General features: G+C 55.9%; 26 protein-coding genes. 8 read left to right on the top strand and 18 right to left on the bottom strand.

Annotated elements, in window-relative coordinates:
- Window positions 1-2 precede the first annotated feature (2 nt).
- From GFB49_RS11770 to GFB49_RS11740, 7 genes are all read left to right on the top strand, one after another.
- Window positions 3-1,388 carry a M20 family metallopeptidase gene (locus GFB49_RS11770; RefSeq protein WP_153216072.1) on the top strand — a complete coding sequence of 462 codons (1,386 nt, stop codon included), beginning with the start codon at window positions 3-5 and terminating at the stop codon, window positions 1,386-1,388.
- Between the two features lie 10 nt (window positions 1,389-1,398).
- Complete coding sequence (locus GFB49_RS11765; RefSeq protein WP_153216071.1) at window positions 1,399-2,211, top strand: sulfite exporter TauE/SafE family protein; 813 nt, start codon at window positions 1,399-1,401, stop codon at window positions 2,209-2,211.
- A gap of 26 nt (window positions 2,212-2,237) precedes the next feature.
- Window positions 2,238-3,734, top strand: coding sequence for an amidase (locus GFB49_RS11760; protein WP_153216070.1), 1,497 nt, complete (start codon window positions 2,238-2,240; stop codon window positions 3,732-3,734).
- A 12-nt stretch (window positions 3,735-3,746) separates the two neighbouring features.
- Entirely contained in the window at window positions 3,747-4,079 is a 333-nt protein-coding gene (locus GFB49_RS11755) for a RidA family protein (protein WP_153216069.1), read from the top strand.
- Window positions 4,080-4,085: 6 nt separating this feature from the next.
- Window positions 4,086-4,334, top strand: coding sequence for an FAD-dependent oxidoreductase (locus GFB49_RS11750; protein WP_153216068.1), 249 nt, complete (start codon window positions 4,086-4,088; stop codon window positions 4,332-4,334).
- Window positions 4,335-5,194: 860 nt separating this feature from the next.
- On the top strand, window positions 5,195-6,175 hold the full coding sequence (locus GFB49_RS11745) for a ParA family protein (protein ID WP_153216067.1): 981 nt from the start codon (window positions 5,195-5,197) through the stop codon (window positions 6,173-6,175).
- Window positions 6,168-7,046 (top strand): SIR2 family NAD-dependent protein deacylase, encoded by an 879-nt coding sequence (locus tag GFB49_RS11740; RefSeq protein WP_153216066.1) that lies wholly within the window; start codon window positions 6,168-6,170, stop codon window positions 7,044-7,046. The genes GFB49_RS11745 and GFB49_RS11740 overlap by 8 nt, the downstream gene beginning before the upstream one ends.
- Before the next feature lie 337 nt (window positions 7,047-7,383).
- Here the strand turns inward: GFB49_RS11740 and GFB49_RS11735 are convergent, their stop codons facing one another.
- The 11 genes from GFB49_RS11735 to GFB49_RS11685 form a co-directional block, all read right to left on the bottom strand.
- A complete protein-coding gene (locus GFB49_RS11735) occupies window positions 7,384-8,778 on the bottom strand; it encodes a hypothetical protein (RefSeq protein ID WP_153216065.1) in 1,395 nt (464 codons plus the stop codon).
- Window positions 8,779-9,142: 364 nt separating this feature from the next.
- Window positions 9,143-9,394, bottom strand: a complete 252-nt coding sequence (locus GFB49_RS11730) for a hypothetical protein (RefSeq protein ID WP_153216064.1) — start codon at window positions 9,392-9,394, stop codon at window positions 9,143-9,145.
- Entirely contained in the window at window positions 9,385-10,032 is a 648-nt protein-coding gene (locus tag GFB49_RS11725; protein ID WP_153216063.1) for a D-Ala-D-Ala carboxypeptidase family metallohydrolase, read from the bottom strand. Before GFB49_RS11725 ends, GFB49_RS11730 begins: the two co-directional genes overlap by 10 nt.
- Entirely contained in the window at window positions 10,029-10,487 is a 459-nt protein-coding gene (locus GFB49_RS11720; protein WP_153216062.1) for a dATP/dGTP diphosphohydrolase domain-containing protein, read from the bottom strand. The genes GFB49_RS11725 and GFB49_RS11720 overlap by 4 nt, the downstream gene beginning before the upstream one ends.
- Window positions 10,484-12,094, bottom strand: a complete 1,611-nt coding sequence (locus GFB49_RS11715) for a hypothetical protein (RefSeq protein WP_153216061.1) — start codon at window positions 12,092-12,094, stop codon at window positions 10,484-10,486. Before GFB49_RS11715 ends, GFB49_RS11720 begins: the two co-directional genes overlap by 4 nt.
- On the bottom strand, window positions 12,072-12,311 hold the full coding sequence (locus GFB49_RS11710) for a hypothetical protein (protein WP_194269330.1): 240 nt from the start codon (window positions 12,309-12,311) through the stop codon (window positions 12,072-12,074). Before GFB49_RS11710 ends, GFB49_RS11715 begins: the two co-directional genes overlap by 23 nt.
- A 71-nt stretch (window positions 12,312-12,382) precedes the next feature.
- Window positions 12,383-12,784: a hypothetical protein gene (locus GFB49_RS11705; RefSeq protein ID WP_153216059.1), complete on the bottom strand. Its 402-nt coding sequence runs from the start codon at window positions 12,782-12,784 to the stop codon at window positions 12,383-12,385.
- An 8-nt stretch (window positions 12,785-12,792) separates the two neighbouring features.
- Window positions 12,793-16,674: a baseplate multidomain protein megatron gene (locus GFB49_RS11700; protein WP_153216058.1), complete on the bottom strand. Its 3,882-nt coding sequence runs from the start codon at window positions 16,672-16,674 to the stop codon at window positions 12,793-12,795.
- Window positions 16,675-16,679: 5 nt separating this feature from the next.
- On the bottom strand, window positions 16,680-17,090 hold the full coding sequence (locus GFB49_RS11695; protein WP_153216057.1) for an NlpC/P60 family protein: 411 nt from the start codon (window positions 17,088-17,090) through the stop codon (window positions 16,680-16,682).
- A 196-nt stretch (window positions 17,091-17,286) separates the two neighbouring features.
- Window positions 17,287-18,162: a DUF2163 domain-containing protein gene (locus GFB49_RS11690; RefSeq protein ID WP_153216056.1), complete on the bottom strand. Its 876-nt coding sequence runs from the start codon at window positions 18,160-18,162 to the stop codon at window positions 17,287-17,289.
- A gap of 12 nt (window positions 18,163-18,174) precedes the next feature.
- Complete coding sequence (locus GFB49_RS11685) at window positions 18,175-18,858, bottom strand: DUF2460 domain-containing protein (protein ID WP_153216055.1); 684 nt, start codon at window positions 18,856-18,858, stop codon at window positions 18,175-18,177.
- Between the two features lie 326 nt (window positions 18,859-19,184).
- On the opposite strand from GFB49_RS11685, the gene GFB49_RS11680 reads away from it, so the two are divergent.
- Window positions 19,185-19,349 carry a hypothetical protein gene (locus GFB49_RS11680; RefSeq protein ID WP_153216054.1) on the top strand — a complete coding sequence of 55 codons (165 nt, stop codon included), beginning with the start codon at window positions 19,185-19,187 and terminating at the stop codon, window positions 19,347-19,349.
- Between the two features lie 33 nt (window positions 19,350-19,382).
- Here GFB49_RS11680 and GFB49_RS11675 read toward each other — a convergent pair whose 3' ends face one another.
- The 7 genes from GFB49_RS11675 to GFB49_RS11645 form a co-directional block, all read right to left on the bottom strand.
- On the bottom strand, window positions 19,383-21,467 hold the full coding sequence (locus GFB49_RS11675; protein ID WP_153216053.1) for a phage tail length tape measure family protein: 2,085 nt from the start codon (window positions 21,465-21,467) through the stop codon (window positions 19,383-19,385).
- Window positions 21,468-21,619: 152 nt separating this feature from the next.
- Entirely contained in the window at window positions 21,620-21,970 is a 351-nt protein-coding gene (locus GFB49_RS11670) for a hypothetical protein (RefSeq protein WP_153216052.1), read from the bottom strand.
- Window positions 21,970-22,359, bottom strand: a complete 390-nt coding sequence (locus tag GFB49_RS11665; RefSeq protein ID WP_153216051.1) for a hypothetical protein — start codon at window positions 22,357-22,359, stop codon at window positions 21,970-21,972. Before GFB49_RS11665 ends, GFB49_RS11670 begins: the two co-directional genes overlap by 1 nt.
- 4 nt (window positions 22,360-22,363) lie before the next feature.
- A complete protein-coding gene (locus GFB49_RS11660) occupies window positions 22,364-22,699 on the bottom strand; it encodes a head-tail joining protein (protein ID WP_153216050.1) in 336 nt (111 codons plus the stop codon).
- Complete coding sequence (locus GFB49_RS11655) at window positions 22,696-22,995, bottom strand: hypothetical protein (protein WP_153216049.1); 300 nt, start codon at window positions 22,993-22,995, stop codon at window positions 22,696-22,698. The genes GFB49_RS11660 and GFB49_RS11655 overlap by 4 nt, the downstream gene beginning before the upstream one ends.
- Window positions 22,973-23,254: a hypothetical protein gene (locus GFB49_RS11650; RefSeq protein WP_153216048.1), complete on the bottom strand. Its 282-nt coding sequence runs from the start codon at window positions 23,252-23,254 to the stop codon at window positions 22,973-22,975. The genes GFB49_RS11655 and GFB49_RS11650 overlap by 23 nt, the downstream gene beginning before the upstream one ends.
- 69 nt (window positions 23,255-23,323) lie before the next feature.
- Window positions 23,324-25,216, bottom strand: coding sequence for a phage major capsid protein (locus GFB49_RS11645; protein WP_194269329.1), 1,893 nt, complete (start codon window positions 25,214-25,216; stop codon window positions 23,324-23,326).
- Window positions 25,217-25,219: the final 3 nt, after the last annotated feature.

Below are 25,219 nucleotides of genomic sequence, written 5' to 3'. Positions count from 1 at the left end.
GAATGACTCTTCGCGACACCGCGTTTGCCCATGTGGCGCAGTATTTTGATGACGGGCATTTTCAGCAGGAGCTGGCTGCGCTGGTGGCGCGTCCTACCGAAAGTCAGGACCCCCGTGGTGCGCCGCATCTGATCGCCTATCTGAAGGAGGCAATGGAACCTTTGCTGATGGGCCTGGGGTTCTCCTGTCAGATCCACGACAATCCCACAGAGGGTGGGCCGCCGATTCTGACCGCCGAACGGACCGAAGATCCGGATCTGCCCACGGTGCTGACCTATGGTCACGGTGATGTGGTGCGCGCCCAGGAAGGGCAGTGGCGCGACGGGCTGGACCCATTTGTGTTGATCGAGGACGGTGATCGCCTTTATGGGCGGGGAAGTGCCGACAATAAGGTGCAGCATCTGATCAACCTGCGCAGCATGGCTGCTGTGATTGCGGCGCAGGGCAAGCTGGGGTTCAATGCCAAAGTCCTGATCGAGATGGGCGAAGAGACCGGCTCTCCGGGGCTCAAGGCGTTTTGCGCACAGAACAAAGAACTCCTGGCGGCGGATGTCTTTATTGCGTCGGACGGGCCGCGGCTGCGGCCGGATCTGCCAACAATCTTCACCGGATCTCGGGGGGGCATTGGGTTTGATCTTCGTCTCGATCTGCGTGAAGGCGGCAACCATTCGGGCAATTTCGGCGGGCTTCTGGCCGATCCGGCGATCATCCTGGCACATGCGCTGGCCTGCATCACCGATGCACGCGGGCAGATCAAGATCCCGGAGTGGCGCCCCACCAGTCTGACCGCAAGGGTGCGCGAGGTGCTGGCCGCGCTTCCACCCCATGAGACCGGGATCGCATTGGACGCCGACTGGGGCGAAGACGGGCTGAGCCCGGCCGAGCGGGTTTTTGGCTGGAACAGTTTTGCGGTTCTGGCGATGACGTCGGGGGTGCCGGAAGCGCCTGTCAATGCGATTGCCGGATCCGCGCGGGCCACCTGCCAGCTGCGTTTTGTTGTCGGCACGGACACCAAGGAAATCCTGCCCGCCCTGCGGCGGCATCTGGATGCCCATGGGTTCGAACAGGTCGCGATCGAGGCGTCAGGACACGCTTTCCCGGCCACCCGGCTGGATCCCGATCACCCGATGGTGCAATTTGCAGCGCACTCGGTGGAACAGACTCTGGGGGCGGCTCCGCATCTGTTGCCGAACCTGGGCGGCTCGCTTCCGAATGACTGTTTTGCCGAAGTTTTGGGCCTGCCCACCATCTGGGTGCCGCACTCCTACGCCGGGTGTTCGCAACATGCGCCAAACGAGCACGTCCTCAAATCCCTGTCCCGGCAGGCGCTTCTGGTCATGACCGGCCTTTTTGCCGATCTGGCGGAACACGGGCTCCCCTGCGAATAAGGCACAGCCGATGGAATATGTGACATTGCTTGCCATGATGGTGGGGGCCGGTCTGGTTGCGGGGATTATCTCTGGCATGCTGGGTGTGGGCGGTGGAGTGGTGCTGGTGCCGGCTTTCTTCTACGCCTATCACGCGCTTGGCTATCATCCGGATCAGCTGATGCAGATCTGTGTGGCAACCTCGACCGGAACCATTATCTTCACCTCGCTGCGCTCGGTGTCCTCCCATGCCAAACGCGGAGCGGTCAGCCTTGAACTGATCAGAAGCTGGGGACCCTTTATTGCTCTGGGGTCCATTGCCGGAGTGCTGGCGGCCACGGCGCTCAGATCTCAAGAGCTACAGCTGGTCTTTGGCATAATCGGAGCCTGTCTGGGTCTCTATATGCTATTGGGAAAGAAACACTGGCGAATTGCCGACCACCTGCCGCCGCGCCCTTTGGGGGCAGCATATGGCGGTACAATCGGATTTCTATCGGCGCTGATGGGCATCGGCGGCGGCTCGTTCACAGTGCCGTTGCTGACCGCCTATAATGTGGCGCCTCATCGGGCGGTGGGAACATCGCCGGGATTCGGTGTGCTGATCTCGGTTCCGGCCTTTGTCACATTCATGCTGACGGGCTGGAATGTGGAGGGGAAGCCACCTTTGACCCTGGGTTACGTCAACCTGCCCACCGTGGTTCTGATCGTGCTGTCGACCATGTTCACCGTACCCTTGGGGGTGCGACTGGCGCATAGCCTCAGCCCGGCTCGGCTCAGGTTGGTGTTTGCCTGTACGATCTTGCTTTTGACCGGCAATATGCTGCGCAAGGCGCTGATGGGCTGAGGGCCCGATAAAAGAAGGAGACTGCCATGACGGCGACAGACCCTGCTGACCTTGGCGCGATTGAAGCGCGCCGTCTGATTGATCGCAAAGCCCTGTCACCGGTAGAACTGGCAGAGGCCTGTCTGGCCCGTGTGGATGCGTTGGATCATGCCGTGAACGCCATTGTGGCGCGTGATGATCAGGCGATGATGGACGGGGCCAGGGCCGCCGAAGCAGCCGTGATGGCGGGTGAGCCTCTGGGGGCGCTGCAGGGCCTGCCCTTTGCGGTCAAGGATATGATTGATGTCAAAGGCCTGCCCACAACCTTTGGCTCTGAAGCCTTCAAGGACAATATCGCCCAGGGAGATGATGCAATTGTGGCGGCGATGCGTGGGCAGGGCGGCCTGCCTTTGGGCAAGGCCAATAATCCGGAATGGAGCGCGGGTGGAAATACCCGCAACCGTGTTTATGGGGTGACAGCGAACCCCTATGATCTGTCCCGTACCTGTGCCGGATCTTCCGGGGGATCTGCGGTGGCGCTGGCCTGTGGCTATGCTCCGCTGGCCACCGGGTCAGATACGGGTGGCTCCCTGCGCAACCCGGCAGCCTATTGCGGGATAGTGGGCTATCGTCCAAGCCCCGGTGTGGTGCCTGGAAACACCCGCGCCGCGGGCCTGATCCCGATGCCCACCTCCGGCCCGATGGCGCGCAGCGTGGCGGATGCGGGGCTGATGCTGTCGGTTCTGGCGCGGGCTGACCGCAATGACCCCTGCACTGTGGTGATTGACGGGCAAACACCCTGGGAGGGCAGCGCTTTTGCCAACCTGCCGCGCCGGGATCTGTCGTCCTTGAAAATCGCGGTGACCGAGGATTATGGATTTGCTCCGGCGGAAAACCTGATCCGCGACCATTTCCGTAAAGTCCTGCCCCAGCTAACGCCGGTCTTCGGTCAGGTTGAAGAGACTGCGCCAAAATGTGTTGACGCAGACCGGATCTTTGCGGTGCTGCGCGCGGTGCAGTTCCTTGGCATTCACGCCAAGCTGTATGATGAACAGCGTGCGTTTGTTGGCCCCAATGTCGCCGACAATGTCGAAGAGGGGCGCCGGTACTCGGCCGAGGATGTTGCTCAGGCGATCTTTGCCCAGGGTCGGTACTATTGGGACTGGCAGGCGTTTTTTGAGACGCATGATTTTGTCATCTCGCCGACCGTGACCATCAGCCCGCGCCCCTGGCGTGAGCTTTACCCGACCGAAATCGACGGGGTTGCCACGCAGAGCTATTATCACTGGCTGGCTATGGCCTACGCCTCAACCATCGCGGGGCATCCCTCGATTACCATTCCCTGCGGTCTGGATGCCAATGGCATGCCCTTCGGGCTTCAGATCGTTGGCAAACGCCATGACGATCTGGGTGTGCTGGCGGTTGCAGCTGAAATCGAAGCGATCATTGCTGGTAGTGATCTGCGTGTCCCGCCGCCGGATTTGGCAGCGCTGAAAGCCGCGCCGAACCTCAGCGATGCCGATGAATTTCTGACTTTCAACTAAAGGATCAACAACATGAACATCCCCCTGTCCAAGACCCGCCGCGTTGGCACCACGCTTTATCTGTCCGGCGAGCTGGGCTTTGACGCCGATGGCAGAATCCCGGAAGGCATCACCGCGCAATCGGAAAACACTCTGAACAACATCAAGGCGACGTTGGCCAAAGAGGGTATGGATCTGTCCAATGTCGTGTCCTGCGCCTGCTATCTGACCGACCCGGCGGATTTTGCCGATTTCAACAAGGTCTATGCGGAAGCCTTTCCAGAGCCTTATCCGGTGCGCACGACCGTGGTGTGTTCGCTTGTCATCGACGCCAAAGTCGAAATCACCGTGATTGCGGAAGAGTAAACCCCCATGGCTGAGTTCCTTGTTCTGGGGGCGGGAATGGCCGGAGTTGGTGCGGCGCTTGCCCTGCTGACACGGGGCCATGATGTCACTGTGGTCGACAGATTTACAACGGGACAGGCGGCCAGCGGTCGTAGTCCTAGCCGACACAAGCGCCCTTTACTCCAGAGGTTCAGCAGATCGCGGTTCCAGAAGGCCATTGGGTGGCCTCTTCTGTGGCGTCGATTCGTGCCTTCACCGCCGGTTGAGAGCCGCTAAGGATTGCTTCCATTTCTTCGCGGGAGCTGTCGACAAAGCCAGTCTCACGCTCCCAGCTGTCAACGGGAAACAGCGCATGATTTGAAATCGCCGCAGCATCTTGATCACTATAACCGCTTCTGAACGGGCGGTGACCGAGGTCAATTTGCACCGGGCGTGGGGAGGGTGGCCGCCGCATAACCAGGCAGTACTTCGAGACCATAAAACCGAAGCATATGGTATTCACGCCTCAAAAGCGTTTTTGTTCACCGAGCAGCTTTTGCGTTAGCGACCGTGTTCCAATGCCCAGGATGTGCGAAGTTCAAGTTTTGGTTGGACGAAATGCGACTTCAAGCTGGATAAATCCAACTTCAAGCAAGACGACGAAACTTGAAAATGGCTGGGATGGTAGGATTAAAAGTAGCGCAATAAATATATTTAAAACAATGGCTTGCCTGCGCTTCATTCAGAAAATGTTGCGGGATTTGTTGCGGGAAATGTTGCGGGATGTTTTTGTCGCGTCGTGCAGTCGAATCGACTAAAAGGCAAAGCCGGAACATATTGTCTATGTCTGTTCTCAGCCCTTTCTGGACATTTGACCGACGCTTAGCCAAGTTTGCGCATTGGGTGTGAACAGACAATGCGATTTACCGAAAGCCACCATGTATAAGGGAAATATCTGGCCGGTGAGGCTAAACTATATGCCCGGTGGCGGGTGCCGTCTTCGCGGCCGAAGCCAAGCCTATCAGCGGCAGCGCAACACGTGAGGTTTGCGTCAGGCCCTTGTCCCCAAATATACGACGAAATGTAAGGTGTTGAAATATGGAACTGCTAGCGAGTACATGTTGTCATGAAATCTCGCAACCCTTGAGGGAATTTTCATGAAATCTTTAGCGTTTTTTAACAACAAGGGTGGCGTTGGCAAGACGACACTCCTTTGCAACATGGCCGCTGTGTTTTCTGAGGTCTTTAACAAGAAGGTCTGCGTTGTGGACTGTGATCCACAGTGTAATGCGTCACAGTACCTTCTTTCAGAAAATCAATTTGAACAGATAATTGAAACCAAAGAAGGAACAATTGCGGAGTTCTTCTTTGAATTGCGTGCGGGCCGAGCTTCAAGCGGCAAGGTCACCGCTGTGCGCAGCGAAGGGTTCAATGTCGACCTCGTGCCGGGACATCCTGCGCTAGCCATGGTCGAAGATTTTCTGGCAAGAGAATGGCTATCTACCGAAGTGGAACGTGGGCTCCAGACAACCTTTGCTCTCGCAAAACTGAACGAAGAGTTTCTGTCCGATTATGACTTCGTCTTCTATGATGTTGGACCATCACTTGGCTCTATCAATCGAGTGGTTCTAATGGCTTGTGACTACTTTGTCAGCCCAATGACCATTGATATTTTTTCGCTCAAAGCGTTCGGGAACATTGTTGAGTGGTTCAACGGTAACGCAGCCTCGCTAAATCACATTCTCACAAATCCGCAACTTTCCGATGAGCCGATAATAGAGTTTGCCCGGAAGCGTGCTAGTGGCGCTGCGTTCGTTGGATATGTAACGCAACAATACAAGCAAAAGTCCGAAAAAGGCGTCAAACGGCCTGTTCAATCCTATGAGAAAATTAGGGGGCAGATCGAACAAGAAGTTCTGAAGTATGGGAAAAAGTTGCCCGCTTCTGAACAAGACTATGAAATTGGTAGCATTCCCAATCTCTTTAGTTTGGTACCAATGTCACAGTCTGTACGACGGCCAATCTTCGAACTCACATCCCAAGATGGTGTGGTTGGCTCCCACTTCGCTAGAGTTAAAGAAGCTCGCAAGGTTCTAGTGGACGTCGCAAAAGTACTTCGGGATCGCATCGATGACTGATTGGGGCCAACAAGAATACCTCGTTAGAGAGCTTGCAAGGCGCCGGGTTGTACCCGTAATTGGCTCAGGTGTTTCGAAGCATTCTCTTGCAGCTGATGGTGTGAAACGACCTCCCCTTTGGAAAGAACTGCTGGAAAGCTGCTTGGAAAGCTACGACGGATGTCCTGCTGCCGTTCAAGAGGCCTTGCAGGCGAACGATCTGCTACATGCCGCTGAATGGCTTCGCGAACACATCGGCGGCGAGGCATGGCGCAACTTCTTACGTGAGCAGTTTGTTAAACCAAACTATGATTTTTCGGAGATCCATACTCAAATATCCAACCTCGATCAGAGAATTTTCTTTTCGCTGAATTTTGACGGTATTTTTGAAAGAGCTGCCACAAGTGAGTTTGGAGATACGCTCACAGTCACGAAGTACCATGATGAAGATGTTTCGCAGATTTTAACCGGAGATTTGCGCTACCTAGTGTATGTTCACGGAAGCAAGAATTCCTTTGATAAAGTTATTCTGACACAACGCGATTACTCAAATGTCAGAAACAACTATGCGAATTTCTATCGCGTGGTAGAAGCTGTAATCCAGACCCACTCCTTGCTCTTCATTGGCTGTGGAACCACCGATCCGGACTTTAACCTTCTCCTGGAGAATCACAACTTTGGTTCCGTATCAGATGAAGCTCGAATGCACTTCAGGCTCTCACATGAACAAAAGCCTGAGCTGGAAGGTTCGCTCCAAAACAACCGAAGAATACAGACGATTCACTACGACAAAAAAGATGCTGGACACAGCGGACTTGTAGACTCGCTAAATGAGCTGGCTACTGCGGTGGACGAAGAGAGGCAAAAACTATTTAAAACAGGTAATTGGTAGTGTTGATTAAGCACGGACATGCATAGCATGTTCAGGTCGACGGGCAGGCATCAAGCAGCAACGCTCTAATAACGTAAGATTTTACCGTTTTCTCCTCCGGTTGAAGTCTTGATTGAGCGGGTCAAACCAGTGACTTTGCAAAGGTACTAACTGCGCTTCGCTGACATTCATGCGGGGCGCAGCACCAGATCGGGCAGCCTTAAGCCGCTGAGTGTCTGCTTCCGGGAAGCTGAAGAAGCTGTTGGCCGAACCCGTGCGAACTAAGCTGATCAAACAAGAAATTGCGCGTGTGTTTCGCGTTGTGGAGCGCAATCAAAGCTGGGTCGGAACCTGCCTCTCAGTTTGCATTCAAAGACTCCGAAATCCCTGTCTGGCGATCGTCTGTAATTTGCACAAACTCGCCTTCTACATAGTCAAAGTTCTTTGAAGGGTACTTTCTTGACTTTCGGATGTACTGAAAAGAAACCGCTGTCTTTTCTATCAAGGCGCGAATGCCAGTATAGTCCACTTCTCTTATTCGCTTTACGCGCATTCGACCTGTCGAAAAGCTCTCGTGGCCAGCAGGAACTATCACTTTGTCCCAAGGCCTAATCGGTGAATTGGAGTCAATCGAAGTTAAGATGTCGAAATCACTCCTATCGTATCGGTCAGTCCACGATCTCATCAATTCCAGAAGTTCAACGGGTTGCTCGAGGTCTTCAAGCAATACACCGGTAGGGAGAAAAGCGAACCTTCTGGGCAAGCCCGGGATGTTAGCTTCATCAACACCGTGCTCAAGTAACACCCTTCGTACGGCGACCGGGTCTTCGGAAAGAACGGCCTCAATGTCACGAACGGGCAGCTCCAGTGAGCGGGGGTGTAGGTCAATGTGCCGATGCTCTAAGTCGTTGCCCGACACTGGGATTGCCCGAATAGCACGGGCGGCGAATGTCGCATATGTGCTTTCTCCAACAGCCTGCAAGCCAGTTGAGACCAGATGTTGGAGCAGCACTTGGAACGCCTCTTTATGAAACCGATCAATAGGATCGTTTCCCTTCAGGGCACGGTCTAAAAAACTCGTTAGCTGCTCAGATAATGAAATAGGTTTGGGGTCACTCAACAAAAGCCAGTTCCGACGAACCAACAATTGGACAAGGACGCCAAATGGCTTTGAACTGTCAATGGGCAGGACTCTAAAGCACTGGGAATGGTCAACCAGGTTTCCCACCAACGCAGCCTTGTCAGGATTGGGGAAAATCCTAATCTGATCTAAACCATATTGAACCTGACGGAACTGCTTCTCTCCTGTGATGGTGTGCTTATCAGAAGTCCCAGTTTCCTTGTTCTTCGTTCTCGTATGGCTAGCAGACGCCGACGCGCCATATTTTCCCCCAGATACTTCTCCGCCGACTGAACTATTCCTCTGTACCATCTGAGACGATGATCTCTCTCCATGGAACTTCTGGACTATTTGATATCCGCCATCGCGCTCGGTGCTATTTTTATCAGTGAAATGGCAGTTGTACGGCTTCGCCACAATCAGCGCTTCGAAGATGTTGCATCTTGCTTCTAAGATGCCGCCGTCTGACAAGGGGATATCAATATAGTCGTTGCCAAAGCTGGCAGTGATTTCCAGATCTAATCCCTCACTTGAGGTGTTTGAAATGCCTCGAAGGTTAAGATTAGCGATTGCTCTGTCGAACGGCTCAGGAGGCTTCAGATTATAGTCCAACTCATGCTCTTCGTCATTCATAAGTTACCTCCAGCCCGGCTTGGCGACATAGCTTCTCACACATCCTGTCTCGCAGGTTGCTACTTCTTACGTTGTATCTGCAAACAAAAAAACAACAACGCGGTATGTAATTTGGATTTGTCCCCCCAATGCAGTCATTTGCCGAACGTCGGTAAAGTCCCGCACCCCTTCCGTTCGCTTCTTTTGTGGTTGCCAAACGTAGAATCTACCCCAACAAGAAAAGCCCCGCCATTGTATGGCGGGGCTGAATCAACAAGCTGCAATAAGGCCCATCACCAACGGCTCACCGGTTGTTACAATTTGGTCCGGTGCTTGCGGGTTCAGGAGGGCGCGACCGTGTTTCACGGCGAGTGGTGACAGGCGATCACATATCGCTTGTCCATTTCCCGAACTTATCGCGCAAGCGCTCACGGGCAGCGTTAGCATTGCTATCAGCGCTAGTCGCGCTGTCAATCTTTCGAGTTGTTTCACGATAGGATTCCAATTCTCTTTTTGCAATCTCGGACGCCTTGTTCCGGCTGCCGAAATTGTATGCGAGGAAAATCACGAACAGCGCTGCAAGCGTGCCCCAAGCAAAGCGGGGCACCTTGGCAAGAATGAGCCACGTTAAGCCCATTCGCGAAGCTTTCTGCGGGCCATTACAGCCAATCCGGCAACCAGCAACAAGGCCCCCAAAACGGCCACAACCTGCGCCACGGGGGTCAGGTTGCCGATGCCAGATAGCACCGGCCCGACCGTGGCTACACCCCCGATTGCACCCGCGCCTAACCCCTTAAGGTCAATATCATCCCGTGGGCGCTCAGGCACTGGTGCTGGCGGCGGTGAGAAACGGGGTGGGGGCAAGGTTGTTGTTTTGGGGGATTTCCAGCGATCACCCCATTCACGATCCGGGCCTGTGTCAATGTGAATGAAATTGTTGCGCTTGTAGAAGCCAAATCCGGTAAAACCAACCGCGCGGGCTGCAAGTTCAAACTGTTCTGGGTCATGGTTCGCCATAGACACATCAAAGGCTTTGGCTTTCAGGTGTTGCGATCTGGTAGCACCACCTACAGCGCTGTTGTGTTCGGGTGAACGGTAGGCCGAATTGAGTATGATCGGAGTGCCAAGCCGGTTGCGTAGTGCTTGCAGCTTTTCCATGGCATCAAAATCAATGCCTACCTTACTAGTGCCTCGGCAGGCGATTTCTTCGGGTGAGAAATTCGGCCAACGCCAAAGGTCAGCAGGTACATGGCTCCAGTGTTTGAAAAAGATCATTGGTTGCCTCCTTTGAGTGCTGCAACGCGCCGGGCCATGTCGCCCGAAACTTGATTGAGTTTTTCCATGAGGTCAGCCGGGCTGGCTGGGGGGCGGTCATCAATCGCGCGGCCTTGGATTTGTGCATCGCGCAGGACGCCCAACGAGGCGCGCGCTTTGGTGAGGTGCGAAAGCCCACTGTCAGGGTCGATATCCTCGCCCTCAAACCACGCAAACAGATGGCGCAAGGTGGCGGCAAAATAGGTGCTGGCCAAAACGTCACCATTGCGCCAATTGTGCCGCCCGTATTTCAGTGCACCCTCACCATGGGCAACGGCATCCTCGGCCAGCACCGCAATTGGAAGGCAGGCAAATGGGATCTTTTCCAGCCCAGCCTCTTGCTTTGGGTCGTTAGGGTGGGGAGTAGGTCGGTCCTGTGGGTCAAAACCCAAAGACTTGGCGTTCTGGTAGCTCATGCGGCCCTCCATTTTCCGTTTTTCAGAGTGATGATTGTGCGCTTGCCATTCCCGTAGGTGACAATCAGCGAGTGCGACCAGCTTGAGGGGCCTTGGTTGTAACCCATGTCCAAAAGGCTCATCGTGCCCATCTGGTAGCAACCATGATAAATGCGCGCTGAATGCGAGTGGCCGATATTGGATTTCTCACCTGTGCGGGAAAGGTTGGCCGCCGATCCGCGCGCGCCGTTTGGGCCAATATCGCCATGCTGATCATGGCGAATACCTGCGATTTCAAGGCGCTCATCCCGCGCCAAAAAACGGACCTCTGCGGCAAGCCCGGCGCGCTTCAGTGCCCATTCAGCAAGGTCAAAGCTCAGGTCACCGCGTTTGAGTGCAGCGACTTTCTGCCCGGCGGCCTCAAGGTAGAAAGCAGCATTCACCGGATCGCGGCGAAAATCGGCCTCTCGCACCCATCGGTCAAAGTGCTCATCATGGTTTGCTTTGACAACGTGGGTGGCAACGCCCGGGCGCAGTATGCGGTTAAGGATGGCGGCGGTGCCCTCAATCTCGCCCTCCACCGACTCTGCCCGGTTGTAGTGGGCTGCGATCAGGTCAAACACAGTATTGTGGTGTGACCGCCTGCCGAAATTCAGCACGTCATGCAGCACTTGGTGCGCGGGCTGCAGCACGTCGATCAAACCACCGTCGCCCCAAACGGTTTGCAAGGCAACGGGGTCCACCTCAGTGCCGTGAATGTCGCCCGGGGTGAGCACCAGCACCTGCTGGCCGGTTGCCACCTTCCCGCCCTCAACACGTAAATCTAGGTCATGAACAACGCCGTTGGTATCAGCATTGATTTGCCGCACAAACCAATCACCAGCGGAGTCCACCTCAACAATCAAGGCTGCATAGGCGTGGTGAAATTCGGCTTTCAGACCCGCTTTGCGCTTGATGTAGTTTTTAAGCGTTGCTGCGCCGGTGGTGTACAGAATTTTGGTATCTGTACCCGGTGCGGTTGCAACCGATTTGAGTGCCACTTGAGGGTGAGGAAAAATGCAACTTGGCGACCCGGCAAAGCTATCCAGACCAGATAGCGGGTCGGTTGCTGTGGGAATGATATTCATATCACCCACCCACAAAAGGCCGGGCGCTATTTCCACACGTTCATCACAGAAAAACGCCTCAAGGGCGTCGTCATACCAAAGCGAACTATCCGCTGAGCGTTTCACGGCCTCTTGGCCGATCTGCCACGCTGTGTGGTTGTAACGGATACGCCCAACCATAATTTCAGCGTGGTAATGTTCTGCCAGAGCTTTCAGGTTTTCCCAAAGTTCTGGGTGCACCTTTGTGTTCGACTGCGCGGCGGTGAGGATGTAACGGGCCGGGCCGCCAGAGGGGCGGGGCAAGCGGCGCGCAACGCTTGCCGTGATCTCACCATGCGCCGAGATGCCCCACACATCAGCCTTGCGCAACCGCCGCTGAAGCCAAGGAACCTTGACGTTGAGCGCACTTGCGGCTTGGCTGAGGCCGCCATGGGCCTCAACGGCCAAAACAGCATCACGGGCCTCAGCAGGGGTTATGGGGGAGCGGCGGGCGGCAGTTTTATTTTTTTGCTTGGTTGCCATCCTCGGCCTCCTCAATTTCGTTGAGGCGGGAACGCTTGAGTTTCACCTCAAGTGCCTTGTTCCAAGCGGTCAGAACCAAAATCAGCAGACCAAGGGCCGCTGCAAGAAACTGCACAAGTGGGTCGATGGTTTGCAGGAAGGGTCCAAGATAGGTCAGCCAGAGCGGCGCGGTGAGCGCTGTGCTACCCATCATTGTTGCGATGCCATGGGGGTGCATGTCGCCTCCAATGAAAAGGCCCGGGGAATGCCCGGGCCGGTGTCTAGTTAAAAAAAACGGCGCTGATCGCGCTACTCGAGAACTTGAATGGGCATCAGAAGTTCACCCCGACTGATCGGTGTTTCTGCCTTTTCGTGGTCAGCTTCAAAGCTGCCTTTTTCAATTGACCAAGCCGTGCCGTTGAGGTCTGGCGGGTCAGCCAGCAAGACTTGGTTGATCTGCCTCGCTAAGTCATGGAGGCCAGTCTCACTGTCAGGCGGCGTGTTGATTTCAATGCCAATTTCAAGCTGACCCTCATGAATAAAGCGATGGTCACCCATCCCGACACGCTCAGAATCGGAGTAGGTCAGCCGCAAAGCGAATGCCGGGAGGCTGCTGGCAGGCGTAGGATGGGCGTTGCCGGTCGCATCATTCCAATCAGGAAATGCCGCAGCCAGCCGGGCGGCTGCAGCCATCAAAATAGCGTCACTCATGTAACCTCCTAGGTGACTTCAATACTGGCCCACATGCCGGGGCCGTAGGTTTCGGAAATCATCGCAACCCGCATAGTGAAGGGGGTGGGCACGCCATCAGACGCGGCCTGTGCGGCGGTGTAGGTAAAATTTGGCTCGGTGACCTCGGTTGTGTGCACAAGGGTGTCACCGCTGATAACCTCAACGGCGTAGCGCTCACTTGCTTCACCAAGGGGCACATCCGTGACCTCATCACGCCAATCGGCCTCCCCGTCCGTGCGCGTGCGTCTAACCCAAGTCAGAACCGTGTCGCTGTTACTTTCCAAAAGACGCAGATGACAGGGCGCATAAGGGCGACGGCCAGCAGCTTGGCCCACATGCGGGCGCACATCGTGTTTCGACACATCAAGATCCACAGGACCAAAGCGCACATATCGCTGTAATCCAACCTCAGATGACGCAAGGCCAAGCGGCTGCAGCGCGGTGTCTAAGGCAACCACAGTGGCACCTGATGGCAACGCGGAATTTGATACAACGCCGTCCGTACCTAGGCGGCCACGCAATAAACCACTTAATCGCCATTCACGATGCCCGATTAGCTCGGCATCACGAAACTGAACAACCTCCCAACCGGCGGCATGCTCAATGGCAAGCCCATTGCTGTTGTTGAGCACATCAGCGGCGGCGGCTGATGTTAAAACACCGCTGTTTAAGCGCACAGTGACGGTCACCTCTTGCCATGTGTGAGAGCCACCCGCAGCAAGCGCGCTTGTGGTTTCACCGATTGCAGACCGCACCGGCGCATCGCCACTATCGGCAAAACCCGTGGTGTCATCTGAACCTATCGCCCAGACAATGCCCTGTGGCCATGGATCAGAATGGAATGCGACAAGCGAATCCCATTCCTCAGCGATGCTGCCCGGCAAGACCGGAACATCCAAGATCCGCGCAATCACTGCAGAAGACCCTCGCACACGCCGTGAAAGCGCGGGGCGGGTAAGATTGCCTGTTGGGGCAAAACTGCCATAGTTGTAAGAACGCGCTTCAATGGTTTTGGTTTCGCCTTCAACCACGCGCTCAATCATCATTGGTCGCACCGCCTCATCACCCAAGCGCACGGGTACAACCACGCCGGGCCTGATGCGGGTGGAAGATCGCGGCAGTCGGAAACTGAGACTTTCGCGACCGTCCGCCGCGACCCGCAACAAGTGTTCAGCGGCCATGGTGCCGGAGTTGAAATCCATCACCAGAGGTGATTCAGCCGTTGACGTTCCCCCCTCACGGCCCGCACCGATAATTGCTCGCGTGGAAACACGCTCATAATTACCCAGTCCATCCAAGAACCGAACAATTGCGGTTGATGCCACATCCTCAAGCGCGCCGCGCTTAGCTGTGAACAAGGGGCCATTTTCCACATCTATGAACCATGACTCCTGAACCTCAGGCACGGTGATGGCAGCCCCGCGCGACTCAACCAAAACCCGCCCGCCCGCCTCATGGGACTGCAAGGCCAGCCCCACCTCCAGCGGTTGCAGAAAGTCCCGGAAACCTATCGGGGCAGAGGCCGGGTAGCCGTCCGCTTGACCAAAGCAGGCGCTCAGGTTCAAGTCGCTGTCAGACAACCCATGGTATCCTGTCAGGCGGCGCTCAATGGCCTCAGCCGCCGGGGCGGCTCCTGCGCGACCATTGAGCCAGTGGCCCGAGAACCAATCGGGGCCATCTGACCATAACGAGGTTTGCAGCGGGAATTCAGGCCATGGCCGGGCGTCCCAGCACCAAATTTGAACATCGTCAATGCTGACAGCGGTGCCGCCGTTGTCGCGCCACCATTCCAAACTGGCGCGCAAGTATTGGCGTTGCATGAAGTCATCTCGCACGCCAACTGAAAACCACGGCAAAAAGCTTTCCGAGGATTTCGGCGCGTAAAAGACGTTTGGTTGATTGGCCCCAAAAGTGACCGCCGGGCATCCAAGCTCTGTGAACCATACCGGTTTTGAACCAGCGACCCAATCGGTGGAAGGTGTTTCCCGGATGCCGCTAAGGCGCTCATGGTGCGTGTATGACTGCCAATCCCGCACCGCTTTTTGCCGATAGACCCAAGGCTCACCATAGGCCAGATCTTCAATTGGTGTGCGGATCTGCGCGGCCCGGTCGGCGTCGGATTGATAGTACCAATCCCAATATTCCCCGCCCTCAATATTCCCTTTCAAATAGTCCAGAGAATATGGCGAGGTGTGACCGCGCACCGGGTCATAGTCCAAGTGAGACGTGCCCGGTCGCCAATCTGAGATAGGCAAATAATTATCAATGCCCACAAAGTCTATGTTGGGATCAGACCAAAGCGGGTCCAAGTGAAACCGCAAATCGTCACCATCCTGATGGGAGTGATATTCTGACCAGTCTGCACCATAGCTGATGAGCGAGGTGGGCAGAATTGTGCGAACATCGGCTGCCAGCGTTTTGAGCGCAGACACAAACGGATACACACCCGGTTCACTTGGGGCCATTGATAGCCCCCGCATTTCGGTGCCGATCAGAAATGCGTCAACCCCACCCGCAACTGAGGCGAGGTGCGCAAGGTGCAGAATGAACCGGCGAAAACGCCATTCTGCCGGGCCGCTATATGTCACGGCATTCTCGGCGGCGGTGAAATCAGAAGGAGCGGCGGTGCCCATGAATGCGGCGATTTCAGTGCCAACACCCTCACCGTTGCGCGGCGCGATCCTGCCACGCCAAGGATAGGCACCTTGCACACCGTCGCCCGATGGATCGGGTAGGGCTTGGCTGTCTGTCACATCCATCATCACAAACGGATAGAGCAACACACGCTTTCCGCGTGCGCGCAGGTCGCGAATGGCGCTGATCACCGCAATATCGGCGGGCGTTGAGCCAAAGGCGGGCCGCTCGTCCGAAGTTTGCGAAACCTCGTTTGCGGTCTCTTTGGTCAGTCCAGATGCACCCCATGGTACGCTTGTGGATTTCTCCCGATCTTCAATGCGTGGTTCAATCTCACAAAGACCAGCGCGCAAGTCGGTGCCAAACCATGCAACAACAAGGCTCACGGTGTTGGCCTCAGGGAGCACAGTTTCCATGTGGTTTAAACTGACAGTCCAATCAGAAACACCGCTGTAACGCGCTGCATTGTCGGCTTCCTGTTGAACAACCTCACCTTGATTGTTGAGTTCCTGCTTATGCACAACCTCAGGCATATAGCCCCACTCGGTAGAGCCGGGGATGATGTTCACACCCTTGACCAGTTGCTCCATTTCACCGCTTTGGCCAAACACTTCGACCTTGATCTGAGGCACCGCGTTGTTGAAATCTGCAAGTGGCAAATCCTCAAATAGGATGTACGCGGTGCCGCGATAAGCAGGGGCTGAACCTTCAATCGCCAAAATCAAAGGGTCTGTCGTTTGCGTCTCAGACCCCGGGTAAAACCGCAACCGCCCATCGCTCAACAAATCGGTGATGTCCAGCAGTTCTCCATTGGCCCAAATTCGGCCAAACCCAGACAATTGCCCCTCGCCCAGCGAGACCGCAAAGGAGGCAAAATAGCTGTATTCAGTTTTTTCAACTTTTTGCTTGCGCTTGCCTGACCCAACTTTTTGGGTGGATGTCTTCACGACCTCTTTGAGCTTTGCTGCCCAGATGACCTCCCCGGCGATGGCAACCCGTCCATTCAAGCTAAAAAGCGGGGCACCTTCTTCACTGGTCATAACATCCAGCGTTTCCAAGCGCGGCCCCTCTTGCTTGGTTGCGGGAGCCAGAGCCGATAAAAGGCGCTGATCAATGGCGCGGCCAATGGAAGCGCCAACCGCTTTGCCAATCGCTGCCGCACCAATCCCGAACACAGTGCCGCCAATAGCGCCACCAACGGCGGCCCCTGCCGCACCAAGTAATAGCGTTGCCATGAAGCTTACTCCACTGTTTCGATGTTTGAATAAATCGGATCAAGCATAGCCAGAGCTTGCGCTTGAGACGTGTAATGTCGGGACCGGGCGAGGGGAGAGCCGTCGACCAAGAGCGATATTTCCGCATAATAGCCGTTGGGGTCTGGATAGATCACCGCAAGGCAATCGTCTAACCTCAGGCTTTTAGGCCCGGTTTCGCAGCCTGAGGGGCAAGGTATGGCCCAAGCACTTGTAACGGATCGGATATGGTCAGGGCTTTCGGTTACGCCGCAATGTTCCCAAGCGTGAATGATTCCCAGATCGGTGAGAATGCCAACATGGGCCGCGCGCTTCTTGCCAACGCGATAGGTCACGATATTGCCCGGGCGCGCATCCGAAATAGCAATCGGGGTGACATGCTGCGGCAAGGTTTTCAATATCGGCTCACCAACCCCGCTTGACCAATCGTGATGCCACGGTGGTGGGGTGACCACCTTTCCTGCGACCTCGGAAAACAAGCCCCGGATCAATCCGACACAATCCGCACCTGCGCCGCGAAATGCGCCCTGCTGAATAAAGGGTGTACCAATCCAAGCCCGGGCGTGAGCTATGACTAAGGCGGGGTTTAACGCATCATTCAAAACGGCTGCCTCCGGTCTGATCCGGGTCACCCTCAATGCCATAATCACGCAAGAACGCCTCGCCGGGCATGTGCGGGAAGCCCCGAAAGTTCACCAAGTTGTTGAACCGATTGCGGCAAGTGTCAGCCGTTCTGTTGCAGCCCGCTGTCACTGTCAGCGTATCACCAATAGCAATGGTTGCCGCCGGTGCCCGCCAAAGCGACAAGACCAGTGATCCCGCACTATCCAAAGTCGCCCGGATGTCACCTGCCGATCCCGCGTTGCCCCCTGTCAGCCATTCCACCGTGCCTTTGTCAAAAAAGCCCGGATTGAACTCGTCCAAACCTGATACCCAGACCTCAAGGCCATCAACCGAAACAACAGTGGCGGTGGCTTGCCAAGCGGTAAGATCAAGCCCGCAGCGCCCATCCCCAAGGCGGCGCACATCGCAAAGTGTGGTATGTACGCGACCCTCTGGCCGATCCAAAGAGGCGGCCAAGGACCGCAGCTCGGCACGAAATGCCACACCACCGCGTTCAACTTCACCGACCGTGTAGCGCCCCAAAAGCGCACGTGTCGCAGTGTTGCGCCAATCCACATCCCAGACCTCAACAGCGGCACCATCAAAGCGCCCGGCAATAAGATCGGCCTCCGTGATGGCCTGATGAGAAAGCGCACCGTGCGCCTCCATTTCATCAGGCGCAAATCCAAGTGTTGAGGCTGCTTCACTTGCGCTCAGTGCGGCCTCTGCGCTGTAGGTTACGCCGTCAAAACTGATATCCGCGTCATGATCGGTGAACCCCATTACCGTCTCATCGGCGCGGGTGATGCGGAAACAACGGCACAAGGTTGTGCTGCCCGTTTCAAGGGCGTCTGAATAAGCACTCATGTCAGATGTTCCTCAGCTCAGCCAATCAAGGCGTTTTTCAATCAGCGTGATATCCGGGGCCATGCCAGAGCCGCCGTTTTCATTGAAATAAGCCCACTCCAAGGAAAGCGAGCTGTCTGAAAACCGAACCGGTACATCAAAGGTGAACCCGGCAGTGAGGGGGAGACCAGCAGCGGGCGGCGTGTCAAATGTCAGCACGCCACCAGTGGGTGAAAGCGTCCATCCTGAAACGATCTCGGTGCCATCAACGGCCACCCTTAGGGATGTTGAGTGCGGCAGCGCGATGGGGCGCAAGTAAGGATTGGTCAGTCCATATCGTTTGGTGATCTGGAATGCAGTTGTGACCCCATCCCCAAATGCAGGCTCATATTCGGTGCTGCCTGTGATTGGGCTGCCAAGGGGTTGGTCAGTCGGCGTGATTGGCCCGGGTGCTAAAGCGCTGCGCCAATCCAGCCAATCGCGAAAGTGGAACGAGTTGGCGCGGCCCCGCACCTCCTCAAACAGCTCAACCACTTTGGCAAGATCAGCATGTGAGCGGATTGCCAGACCGGCGGCCCAAGAACGCCGGGCATGTGTCCAACGCTGATTGGATTCCTCATGACCACTTGCCAACATGACCACTTCATCACGGCGCTCAAGGATGGCTTGGCAGCCCTGTGCAATATCGCGCGGGAATTCGATTGAATAGTGGGCCATTGCCGCTTCCTTCGGTTTGAAAGTTAAACAAGCGTCAGTAACTCACGCAGTGCTTGCGCAAGATGGAGTGGTTTGATAAGCTTGCCCCACTACATAGTGCTGTTAGAATCATGATGGCACTGTGTGGGAGCGCTAAGGGACGGGCGCACACGCTAAGGACGTGTGCCATAGCGCGGAGATAAGTAAAGAGAGAGTGATAAAGCGACAGGTTCGGTTGGCTGCGGTCGCGCTGCCAATACGATTTCTATACCCCGAAGTTGAGAGGCTTTGGGATCTCACCCTCGAGCGGTAATCATTCCCGCTCCTTATTTTTAAGGAAGATCCAAATGAAAATACTTGTTGAGCTAGTCTCAGAAACCAATGTGAAACTTGGTTTTCTTGAGGCTCAGGGATTTGGCGCGCTTGTCATTTCTGTGACCGTGGCAGTTTTGTTGGTCATCTCAGGAAAGCGGCTTTTCAAGCTTTGGGGAACCAGCGCGAAACAGGACTAACGCGCCAATCCCTCAACAAAAACCGCCCTAAAGCTACGTTGCCCGATTTCCCACAGCAACCGCCCGGGAAATTTGCTGCCCGATCTGTGCCCGGCTGGCCTGAAAAGCTTGCGGGTCTGGTGTCTGGATGTAGACATTCACCGCCCGACCCATGCCGCCCATATCCCCCGGCCTACGCACGCTAACCTGTTCAGCGTCCGAAGTGCGCAGCACGGTCAAGTTTCGGTCGATCCCGGCCTTACCGCTGACAGTTACGTCACCACCTGTATCAAGGCCAAGGATGTTGCCGACAAAGTTGTTTGCCCCAGAGAACAGACCCTGCAACAAACCGCCGCCACCTGATCCGCCGCCGGTGCCGGAAAAGCTTTCTGACAGGTTGTCAAAGAGCGCATCCCACGCGGGCGAAAAGGCAAGGTCAAACAAGCGATCAAGGGCCGATGACACAACGTTTGCGAAGGTGTCACCAAAGCTCTGCCCCTCAAACAACAGGGCACGCAGGTTTCCTTTCACCACGTCCCAACCATCCGCATCAGCCGTTTCATCTATGGCCGAACCGATGTCGCGCAAGGCGTTGGCCACACCACCACCGCCGCCCGGTGTGTCTGGCGTATCCGCACGGTCGCCGGGGGAGATGGGGGTGATCAAATCGTCACCACCAAGCGTGACCGTCCCACCGGCTGCGTCGGCAATCGCCTCCTCCAATGAGCGAATATTTTCCTCAGTCCGTTTAAGCTGATCCTCATATTCAGTCCCGGCGCGCAGAAATTCCTGTTGCTGCTTTCGGAGTTCGACCATTCGCAACTGCAAGTCCTCAAACGCCTCAGAGCTGCGCGCGGGTGCCACGTCGATGGACGGAAAGCCAAGAGAGTTTAGGGCGTTTTCAGTGTCCGAAATCGCCCCCAGAATGTCTTGATAGTCGGATGATTGAAGCTTTAGCGCGCGTTGCTCAGCCACGATTGCTTTGACGTTTTCATGACGCGCCCGGGCCTCATCAAGCTTTTTGTTTGCCGCATCCAGTGACATGCGTGTGCTTGTGCCCAGAACCTCGGATAATAGCTGTGATTGGGTGATTTCGTCACCCAGCGCCAATGTGACATTATCGGTCGCTGTTGAGAGTTTGGTTTGTTCAGGCGTAAGGGCAATTGCCGCGCCCGTTATTGCCGCCAAGCCTGCGGCGATCAATCCCACCGGCCCCATGAGGGCCGAAACCCCAACCGCCATAAGGCCGATTGCTGCGGTAACGGGCGGGATTGCAACGGCCAGCGCGCCAAACATCACAACGGTTTTTTGACCCTCTGGGGTGAGGTCAGTGAACCACCCGATCAGGTCTTTCAAACCCGCAATGATGGGCGGCAAGGTGTCCACAATAACACCGCCAACGATTTCTTTGACGTCGCCCCATGTATTTGACCACGCATCAACAATACCGGCCCCGGCGTCCCGCGCGGCGGCAGCTTGCCCACCGTAATATGTTGCGATCTCATCAAGGATTAGGCGCTGTGCCTCGGCAATGTCGCCGGTTTTGGCGAGGTCTTTGATAACCTCGGCTTGCGTCTCACTAAACGTGATGCCCGCGCGGCTCATAGCGCTCAAACCCTTCACCGGATCATTGAGGGCCTTGCCAAGCATGATTGACGCGCTTTGTAGGTCGCCATCCAGAGTGGTCGCCAAATCAAGCGCAAGGCTTTGAGCGTCGGTAAAGATCTGGCCAGACACATTGCCAAATGTCAGCAATTGGGCGGTGACCTTGTTCAGGATATCCTCATCGCCAAACCGGGTGAGGTCTTGTAAGGCGCTGGCCTGTTCATTGAGCTGTGCGGCGGTGAAACCAGCAGCGCCGCCGGTCTGGCGCACTGCCTGCGCAACTTTCGCCTCAGCCCGGGCTTGCTCATCATAGAGGCCGATCACATCGCGAAACGCCAAGGCAACCGCCCCCGTAGCCAATGTACCCGCTGCGCCAAAGCGCTGCATTGAACGCCCGGCGCGGGCTGTGCGCTCGCTAACACTTGCTGCAAGCGCATCAGTTTCGCGCAGACGTCGATTAACCGACCCAAAGGCCGGGCCGCTTTGATCGCGGCCCGTGATGTTGAAAAACAGGTCTTTTACTTTACCGAACATAGCTCACCTTTTGCTTTGCGCGCTCGCCTCGCACTCAAGGAAGGCATAAAGGCCGCGCAATTCTTCAATGGGTCGTTCAATGATTTCAGATGGGAATTTGTTCAGGCGCACAGCGAGGCGATAAACCATTTTCGCCTCGCCGCTTGCCTGTATCAGTTTCCCAAGTCGGGAACGCTTGAGAAACGCATAATCGCATTTGCGATCTGCGTAAGGATGCGCCCGGGCACGTTCTCGGTGAGCGCTTGAACAGTCTCGGCCTTGTCGTCAAACAAGCGGTTTCCATCCTTATCCTTGGCCAGCAACAGGACGGTGTAGAGGGTAATGCGCGCTTCATCTTGCGCATTCCCGGCACGCGCACGAACCTGTGCGGCTTGCGCGTTGGTGGGTGGATCAAAATAGATCACCAAGGGTTCACCGTCCGACTTGGTGACGCCCGGCACGGTGAAAGTCTGATTGCGCAGCCGGTCATAGTGTTGGGTCAGTGAGGTCAATGCGTCGTTCATCATGCCACCGTGTTTTTGCTGAGAGTGCCAGAGGCGTTGCGGAAATTGACGGTCTTGGTTGGGATGCCATCTTTACTGCCCGCCATCGGCGTGGCTGTAACCAAGATGGTGCCGGTGAAGTACGCAGATCCGCTGGTTTCACCGCCCGGGTAAAGATCAATCTCAAACGTATCGCCAATTGCAATATCGTCGCCGGGGTCAGTGGGATCTAGGTAGAATTCGACCGAGCCAGAAAAGCGGGACACAGTGGTAAAAGCGCTTTCACCTGCATCACCCATTCCCCACCCCGCCACCACATCAGCGGATTCGTCAATGTTCCAGTTTTGGACCGCGCCAACGCGCTCCTTTGAGGCACCGTAGCGGAAAACCCCATCCTTACCTTTCAACATGATATCAGTTCCTTTCGAGAATAAGCCGGATCAGACCCGCGCCATCAGGTTGCGGGTCTGCCACGCGAAGGGTGGTGCCAGCCGGAAAACCCGGGTGCGACTGGGTGAGGGTCACCTGATCGCCTTGGCGGGGCGTGAATGTGAGTTGTTCGGACCCAAAAGTTAGGGTGGGCTGGGTCGTGGCAACCCCGGGACCGGGGCCGCCATCAATGAGCGCATAAGGTGCAGAAAACACGGCGGTGATTTCCGCCGGGGTCTGACCTTGGCCCTGATAGGTGATCACCTCGCCAAATACGTCTGGGTCAGTGAAAATTGCCCACTCTTCGGGGCCTTCAATCATGCCTCGGTTTTACCCTCTGGCACTTTGAGGTCAGGGCGACCAGATTTACCCTCGGCGCGGTTTTCCGGGGCAGGTGTTTCCACAGCTTTTGGTGCCGCAGCGGCTGTTTCAGCGCCGCTGCCCTTAGCGGATTGGACGTCTTGACCGGGATAGCCAACAAGGCCCTTGTCAATCAGGCGAGACAGGCGCTCGGCGGCAACCCGTCCTGCCGGGATCTCATCGCCTTTGTTGTAAATCGCACCCTCAATTTTGACGCGGCCATTGGCAATGGGGTTAGTGGACTTGGGGTTTGTCATCTTCGATCTCCTCGCGTTGCTCAACGGCATCAAATCCCGCTTGGACCAGCGAGGCTGCGATATCGTTGACGTTGAAGCCATGGGTCCGGTTTGGGACCAAGAACACCGCAAAAGCAGTGATGAGGGCGCTGGTTGCACCAAGAATTGCAGCGCCCAGAAGGTCATTTGAGTCACCACCTAGGAGCCACAGCAACACAGGTGGGACAATCAGAGAGAAAACAAAGGCGGTGATCGCCTTTGCGTAATAAGCCAATTCCATTGGGGAACCCTCCGGGAAAGGCGACACCCTCAGGTTGGGGTGCCGCTCAATTACATGGGGTTGTGCGCCTTAGGCGTTTTTGCCCATTTTGAAGGACTCAATGTGGCGCAAGGCAAAGTCCACATCTTGGAAGGCACGCAGGACGATGCCGCCGGATGCCGCCTTTGCTGCCTTGTCAATTGAAAGGTCAAGACCCGACCACATGCCAATCACCAAGTTGGACCAGACGCCAAAGAAAACTTCGAAATCAGCCAGAACATTGCTTTCGTTGACGCCGTACTGCAGCAGCTTGTCAGTGTTGCGGAAGAACAGCGGGTTGCCGTTCCCGTCAAGTTGTTCCTCAAGGCCGCCATAGGAAACTGAGTTCATCAGCCACTTTGGATTGGACCCCATCGCGTTGGCAGACTTTACAGCGGTTTTCATACCAACCAGTTCTCGGCGTGTGATTTCATCAGTAGTGCTCCAGTCGGTCGCTGATGCAACAATCTGAGAGCGCACGGATGTTGGGGCGTTGGGGGATGCGTGGCCCGGAACAGCCGCGCGTTCAATTGCGCGCGCGGCAGTGTAAATAATGCTGTTGCGCACCAGCGTTTCAATGCCCGGCGTGCCTTGCTTCATCATCTTGCGGGTGATGGGTGTGCCAAAGCCAACTGTGTGAGGTGAGAGAGAAACGGTCCCCACGGTGATCTCGCTATCTGTACCGTCTTCATCTTCACCCAGCCAGTATTCGGTCACATCACCGGTTTGCTTGGGGATATCCACATCACCCACCAGACCGGGCAGAACAACCGCCCCAGCCCCTGCCAACGGCATTGCATCTTTAAGCGTGTCGATAAATGAACCCGCCATCAGGTTGGTTGCAACCAGATTGCCACCAGCAGCCGGGGTGCCCACGTTCTGCGCGCGCGTTGCAAAGCTGCGGTCAAATAGAATGTCGGTGGGCAGCGTGAATTCGGTGTTTGCGCCCTTTTCGTTGGCCGCTGTGCGGGCCGCTTCAATTTCCATACCGGCGGCACGTTCGTTGGCATCAGATGGATTTGCCATGTAACGCACAAGGTTCATCAGTGAGAAATCGCGAATTTCCTGTTGATTGAGGCCGATGTGATTTTGTGAAGCGTTGCGCTCGGCGGTGTTGGTTTCCGTGATTTGATCCATCACGATTTCGCGGAAAGAACCCACGGATGTGCCCTTGTCCAGCGCGTTGCGCACGGTTTCAGTGGCCATGTTGAAACGCTCACCAATCGCAATGATTTCGCTGGAGCGGCGGCGTTCGGCGGTGAGAGCGTCAGCCACGCCTGGTTCGCTGCGCTGTTGGGGCGCGTCGGGCGCTGCTGCTACGGCTGGGGTTGCAGGCGTTTGGTTGTCGTCACGGGTTTCAGTGGTGGCGGTGTTCGGCATCTCTGCCTCCTTTTCGGTGATGATGATGGTGGCCGCTGCGTTCTGATCTGCCCGCCCGTAACCAACGGTCGGGTCAGCCGGAATGGCGACGAAAGAGATTTCCTTTGGCACCCAACGGGTGACGCGCACGACCGGGTGCCCGTCCTGTTCAGGCATCCGCTCTGCATGTGTGATGGCGTATCCAACGCTCACACAAGTAATGTCCCCATCCCGAACCCGGGCAAGGACGTCTTCGGCGGCGGGGGATTTGGAAAAACGGACCAACGCTTTGCCGCGTGCCCCCTCCAGCCACGCCCGAACCACAACACCAATTTTGGCGTCAAGAACGGGCTTATGATCTTTCAGCAATGGGGCAGCACCAGAGTTGAGGCGTGTTAGGTCAACCTCACTCTCACCGTGCCCCAAAACTTCCAGAAAGCTTTCCTCACGCTCAAAGTTGTAACGCTTGTATGGCGTTTCGCTTGAGAATGAGATTTCCACCTCCCGGGAATCAGAAGGGGCACCGTCTGGTGCCCCTGTGATCTCACCCATGCGATGGGCGAATGCCGGAATTTTAAGGCTCATGCT

Source organism: Tritonibacter litoralis (assembly GCF_009496005.1).
GTDB lineage: Bacteria > Pseudomonadota > Alphaproteobacteria > Rhodobacterales > Rhodobacteraceae > Epibacterium > Epibacterium litoralis.
Note: the sequence above shows the minus strand (reverse complement) of the source record. Positions and strands in the feature narration are given on the sequence as shown.

Bases quoted from the DNA above. Each gene is read 5' to 3' on its own strand.
- GFB49_RS11750 (WP_153216068.1), top strand. From the start codon at position 4,086: ATGGCTGAGTTCCTTGTTCTGGGGGCGGGAATGGCCGGAGTTGGTGCG.
- GFB49_RS11725 (WP_153216063.1), bottom strand. From the start codon at position 10,032: ATGATCTTTTTCAAACACTGGAGCCATGTACCTGCTGACCTTTGGCGT.
- GFB49_RS11740 (WP_153216066.1), top strand. From the start codon at position 6,168: ATGACTGATTGGGGCCAACAAGAATACCTCGTTAGAGAGCTTGCAAGG.
- GFB49_RS11735 (WP_153216065.1), bottom strand. From the start codon at position 8,778: ATGAATGACGAAGAGCATGAGTTGGACTATAATCTGAAGCCTCCTGAG.
- GFB49_RS11650 (WP_153216048.1), bottom strand. From the start codon at position 23,254: ATGGAATTGGCTTATTACGCAAAGGCGATCACCGCCTTTGTTTTCTCT.
- GFB49_RS11720 (WP_153216062.1), bottom strand. From the start codon at position 10,487: ATGAGCTACCAGAACGCCAAGTCTTTGGGTTTTGACCCACAGGACCGA.
- GFB49_RS11715 (WP_153216061.1), bottom strand. From the start codon at position 12,094: ATGGCAACCAAGCAAAAAAATAAAACTGCCGCCCGCCGCTCCCCCATA.
- GFB49_RS11730 (WP_153216064.1), bottom strand. From the start codon at position 9,394: ATGGGCTTAACGTGGCTCATTCTTGCCAAGGTGCCCCGCTTTGCTTGG.
- GFB49_RS11655 (WP_153216049.1), bottom strand. From the start codon at position 22,995: ATGACAAACCCCAAGTCCACTAACCCCATTGCCAATGGCCGCGTCAAA.
- GFB49_RS11745 (WP_153216067.1), top strand. From the start codon at position 5,195: ATGAAATCTTTAGCGTTTTTTAACAACAAGGGTGGCGTTGGCAAGACG.
- GFB49_RS11690 (WP_153216056.1), bottom strand. From the start codon at position 18,162: ATGAGTGCTTATTCAGACGCCCTTGAAACGGGCAGCACAACCTTGTGC.
- GFB49_RS11700 (WP_153216058.1), bottom strand. From the start codon at position 16,674: ATGGCAACGCTATTACTTGGTGCGGCAGGGGCCGCCGTTGGTGGCGCT.
- GFB49_RS11670 (WP_153216052.1), bottom strand. From the start codon at position 21,970: ATGAACGACGCATTGACCTCACTGACCCAACACTATGACCGGCTGCGC.
- GFB49_RS11765 (WP_153216071.1), top strand. From the start codon at position 1,399: ATGGAATATGTGACATTGCTTGCCATGATGGTGGGGGCCGGTCTGGTT.
- GFB49_RS11705 (WP_153216059.1), bottom strand. From the start codon at position 12,784: ATGAGTGACGCTATTTTGATGGCTGCAGCCGCCCGGCTGGCTGCGGCA.
- GFB49_RS11675 (WP_153216053.1), bottom strand. From the start codon at position 21,467: ATGTTCGGTAAAGTAAAAGACCTGTTTTTCAACATCACGGGCCGCGAT.
- GFB49_RS11760 (WP_153216070.1), top strand. From the start codon at position 2,238: ATGACGGCGACAGACCCTGCTGACCTTGGCGCGATTGAAGCGCGCCGT.
- GFB49_RS11710 (WP_194269330.1), bottom strand. From the start codon at position 12,311: ATGCACCCCCATGGCATCGCAACAATGATGGGTAGCACAGCGCTCACC.
- GFB49_RS11645 (WP_194269329.1), bottom strand. From the start codon at position 25,216: ATGAGCCTTAAAATTCCGGCATTCGCCCATCGCATGGGTGAGATCACA.
- GFB49_RS11685 (WP_153216055.1), bottom strand. From the start codon at position 18,858: ATGGCCCACTATTCAATCGAATTCCCGCGCGATATTGCACAGGGCTGC.
- GFB49_RS11755 (WP_153216069.1), top strand. From the start codon at position 3,747: ATGAACATCCCCCTGTCCAAGACCCGCCGCGTTGGCACCACGCTTTAT.
- GFB49_RS11680 (WP_153216054.1), top strand. From the start codon at position 19,185: ATGAAAATACTTGTTGAGCTAGTCTCAGAAACCAATGTGAAACTTGGT.
- GFB49_RS11660 (WP_153216050.1), bottom strand. From the start codon at position 22,699: ATGATTGAAGGCCCCGAAGAGTGGGCAATTTTCACTGACCCAGACGTA.
- GFB49_RS11665 (WP_153216051.1), bottom strand. From the start codon at position 22,359: ATGTTGAAAGGTAAGGATGGGGTTTTCCGCTACGGTGCCTCAAAGGAG.
- GFB49_RS11770 (WP_153216072.1), top strand. From the start codon at position 3: ATGACTCTTCGCGACACCGCGTTTGCCCATGTGGCGCAGTATTTTGAT.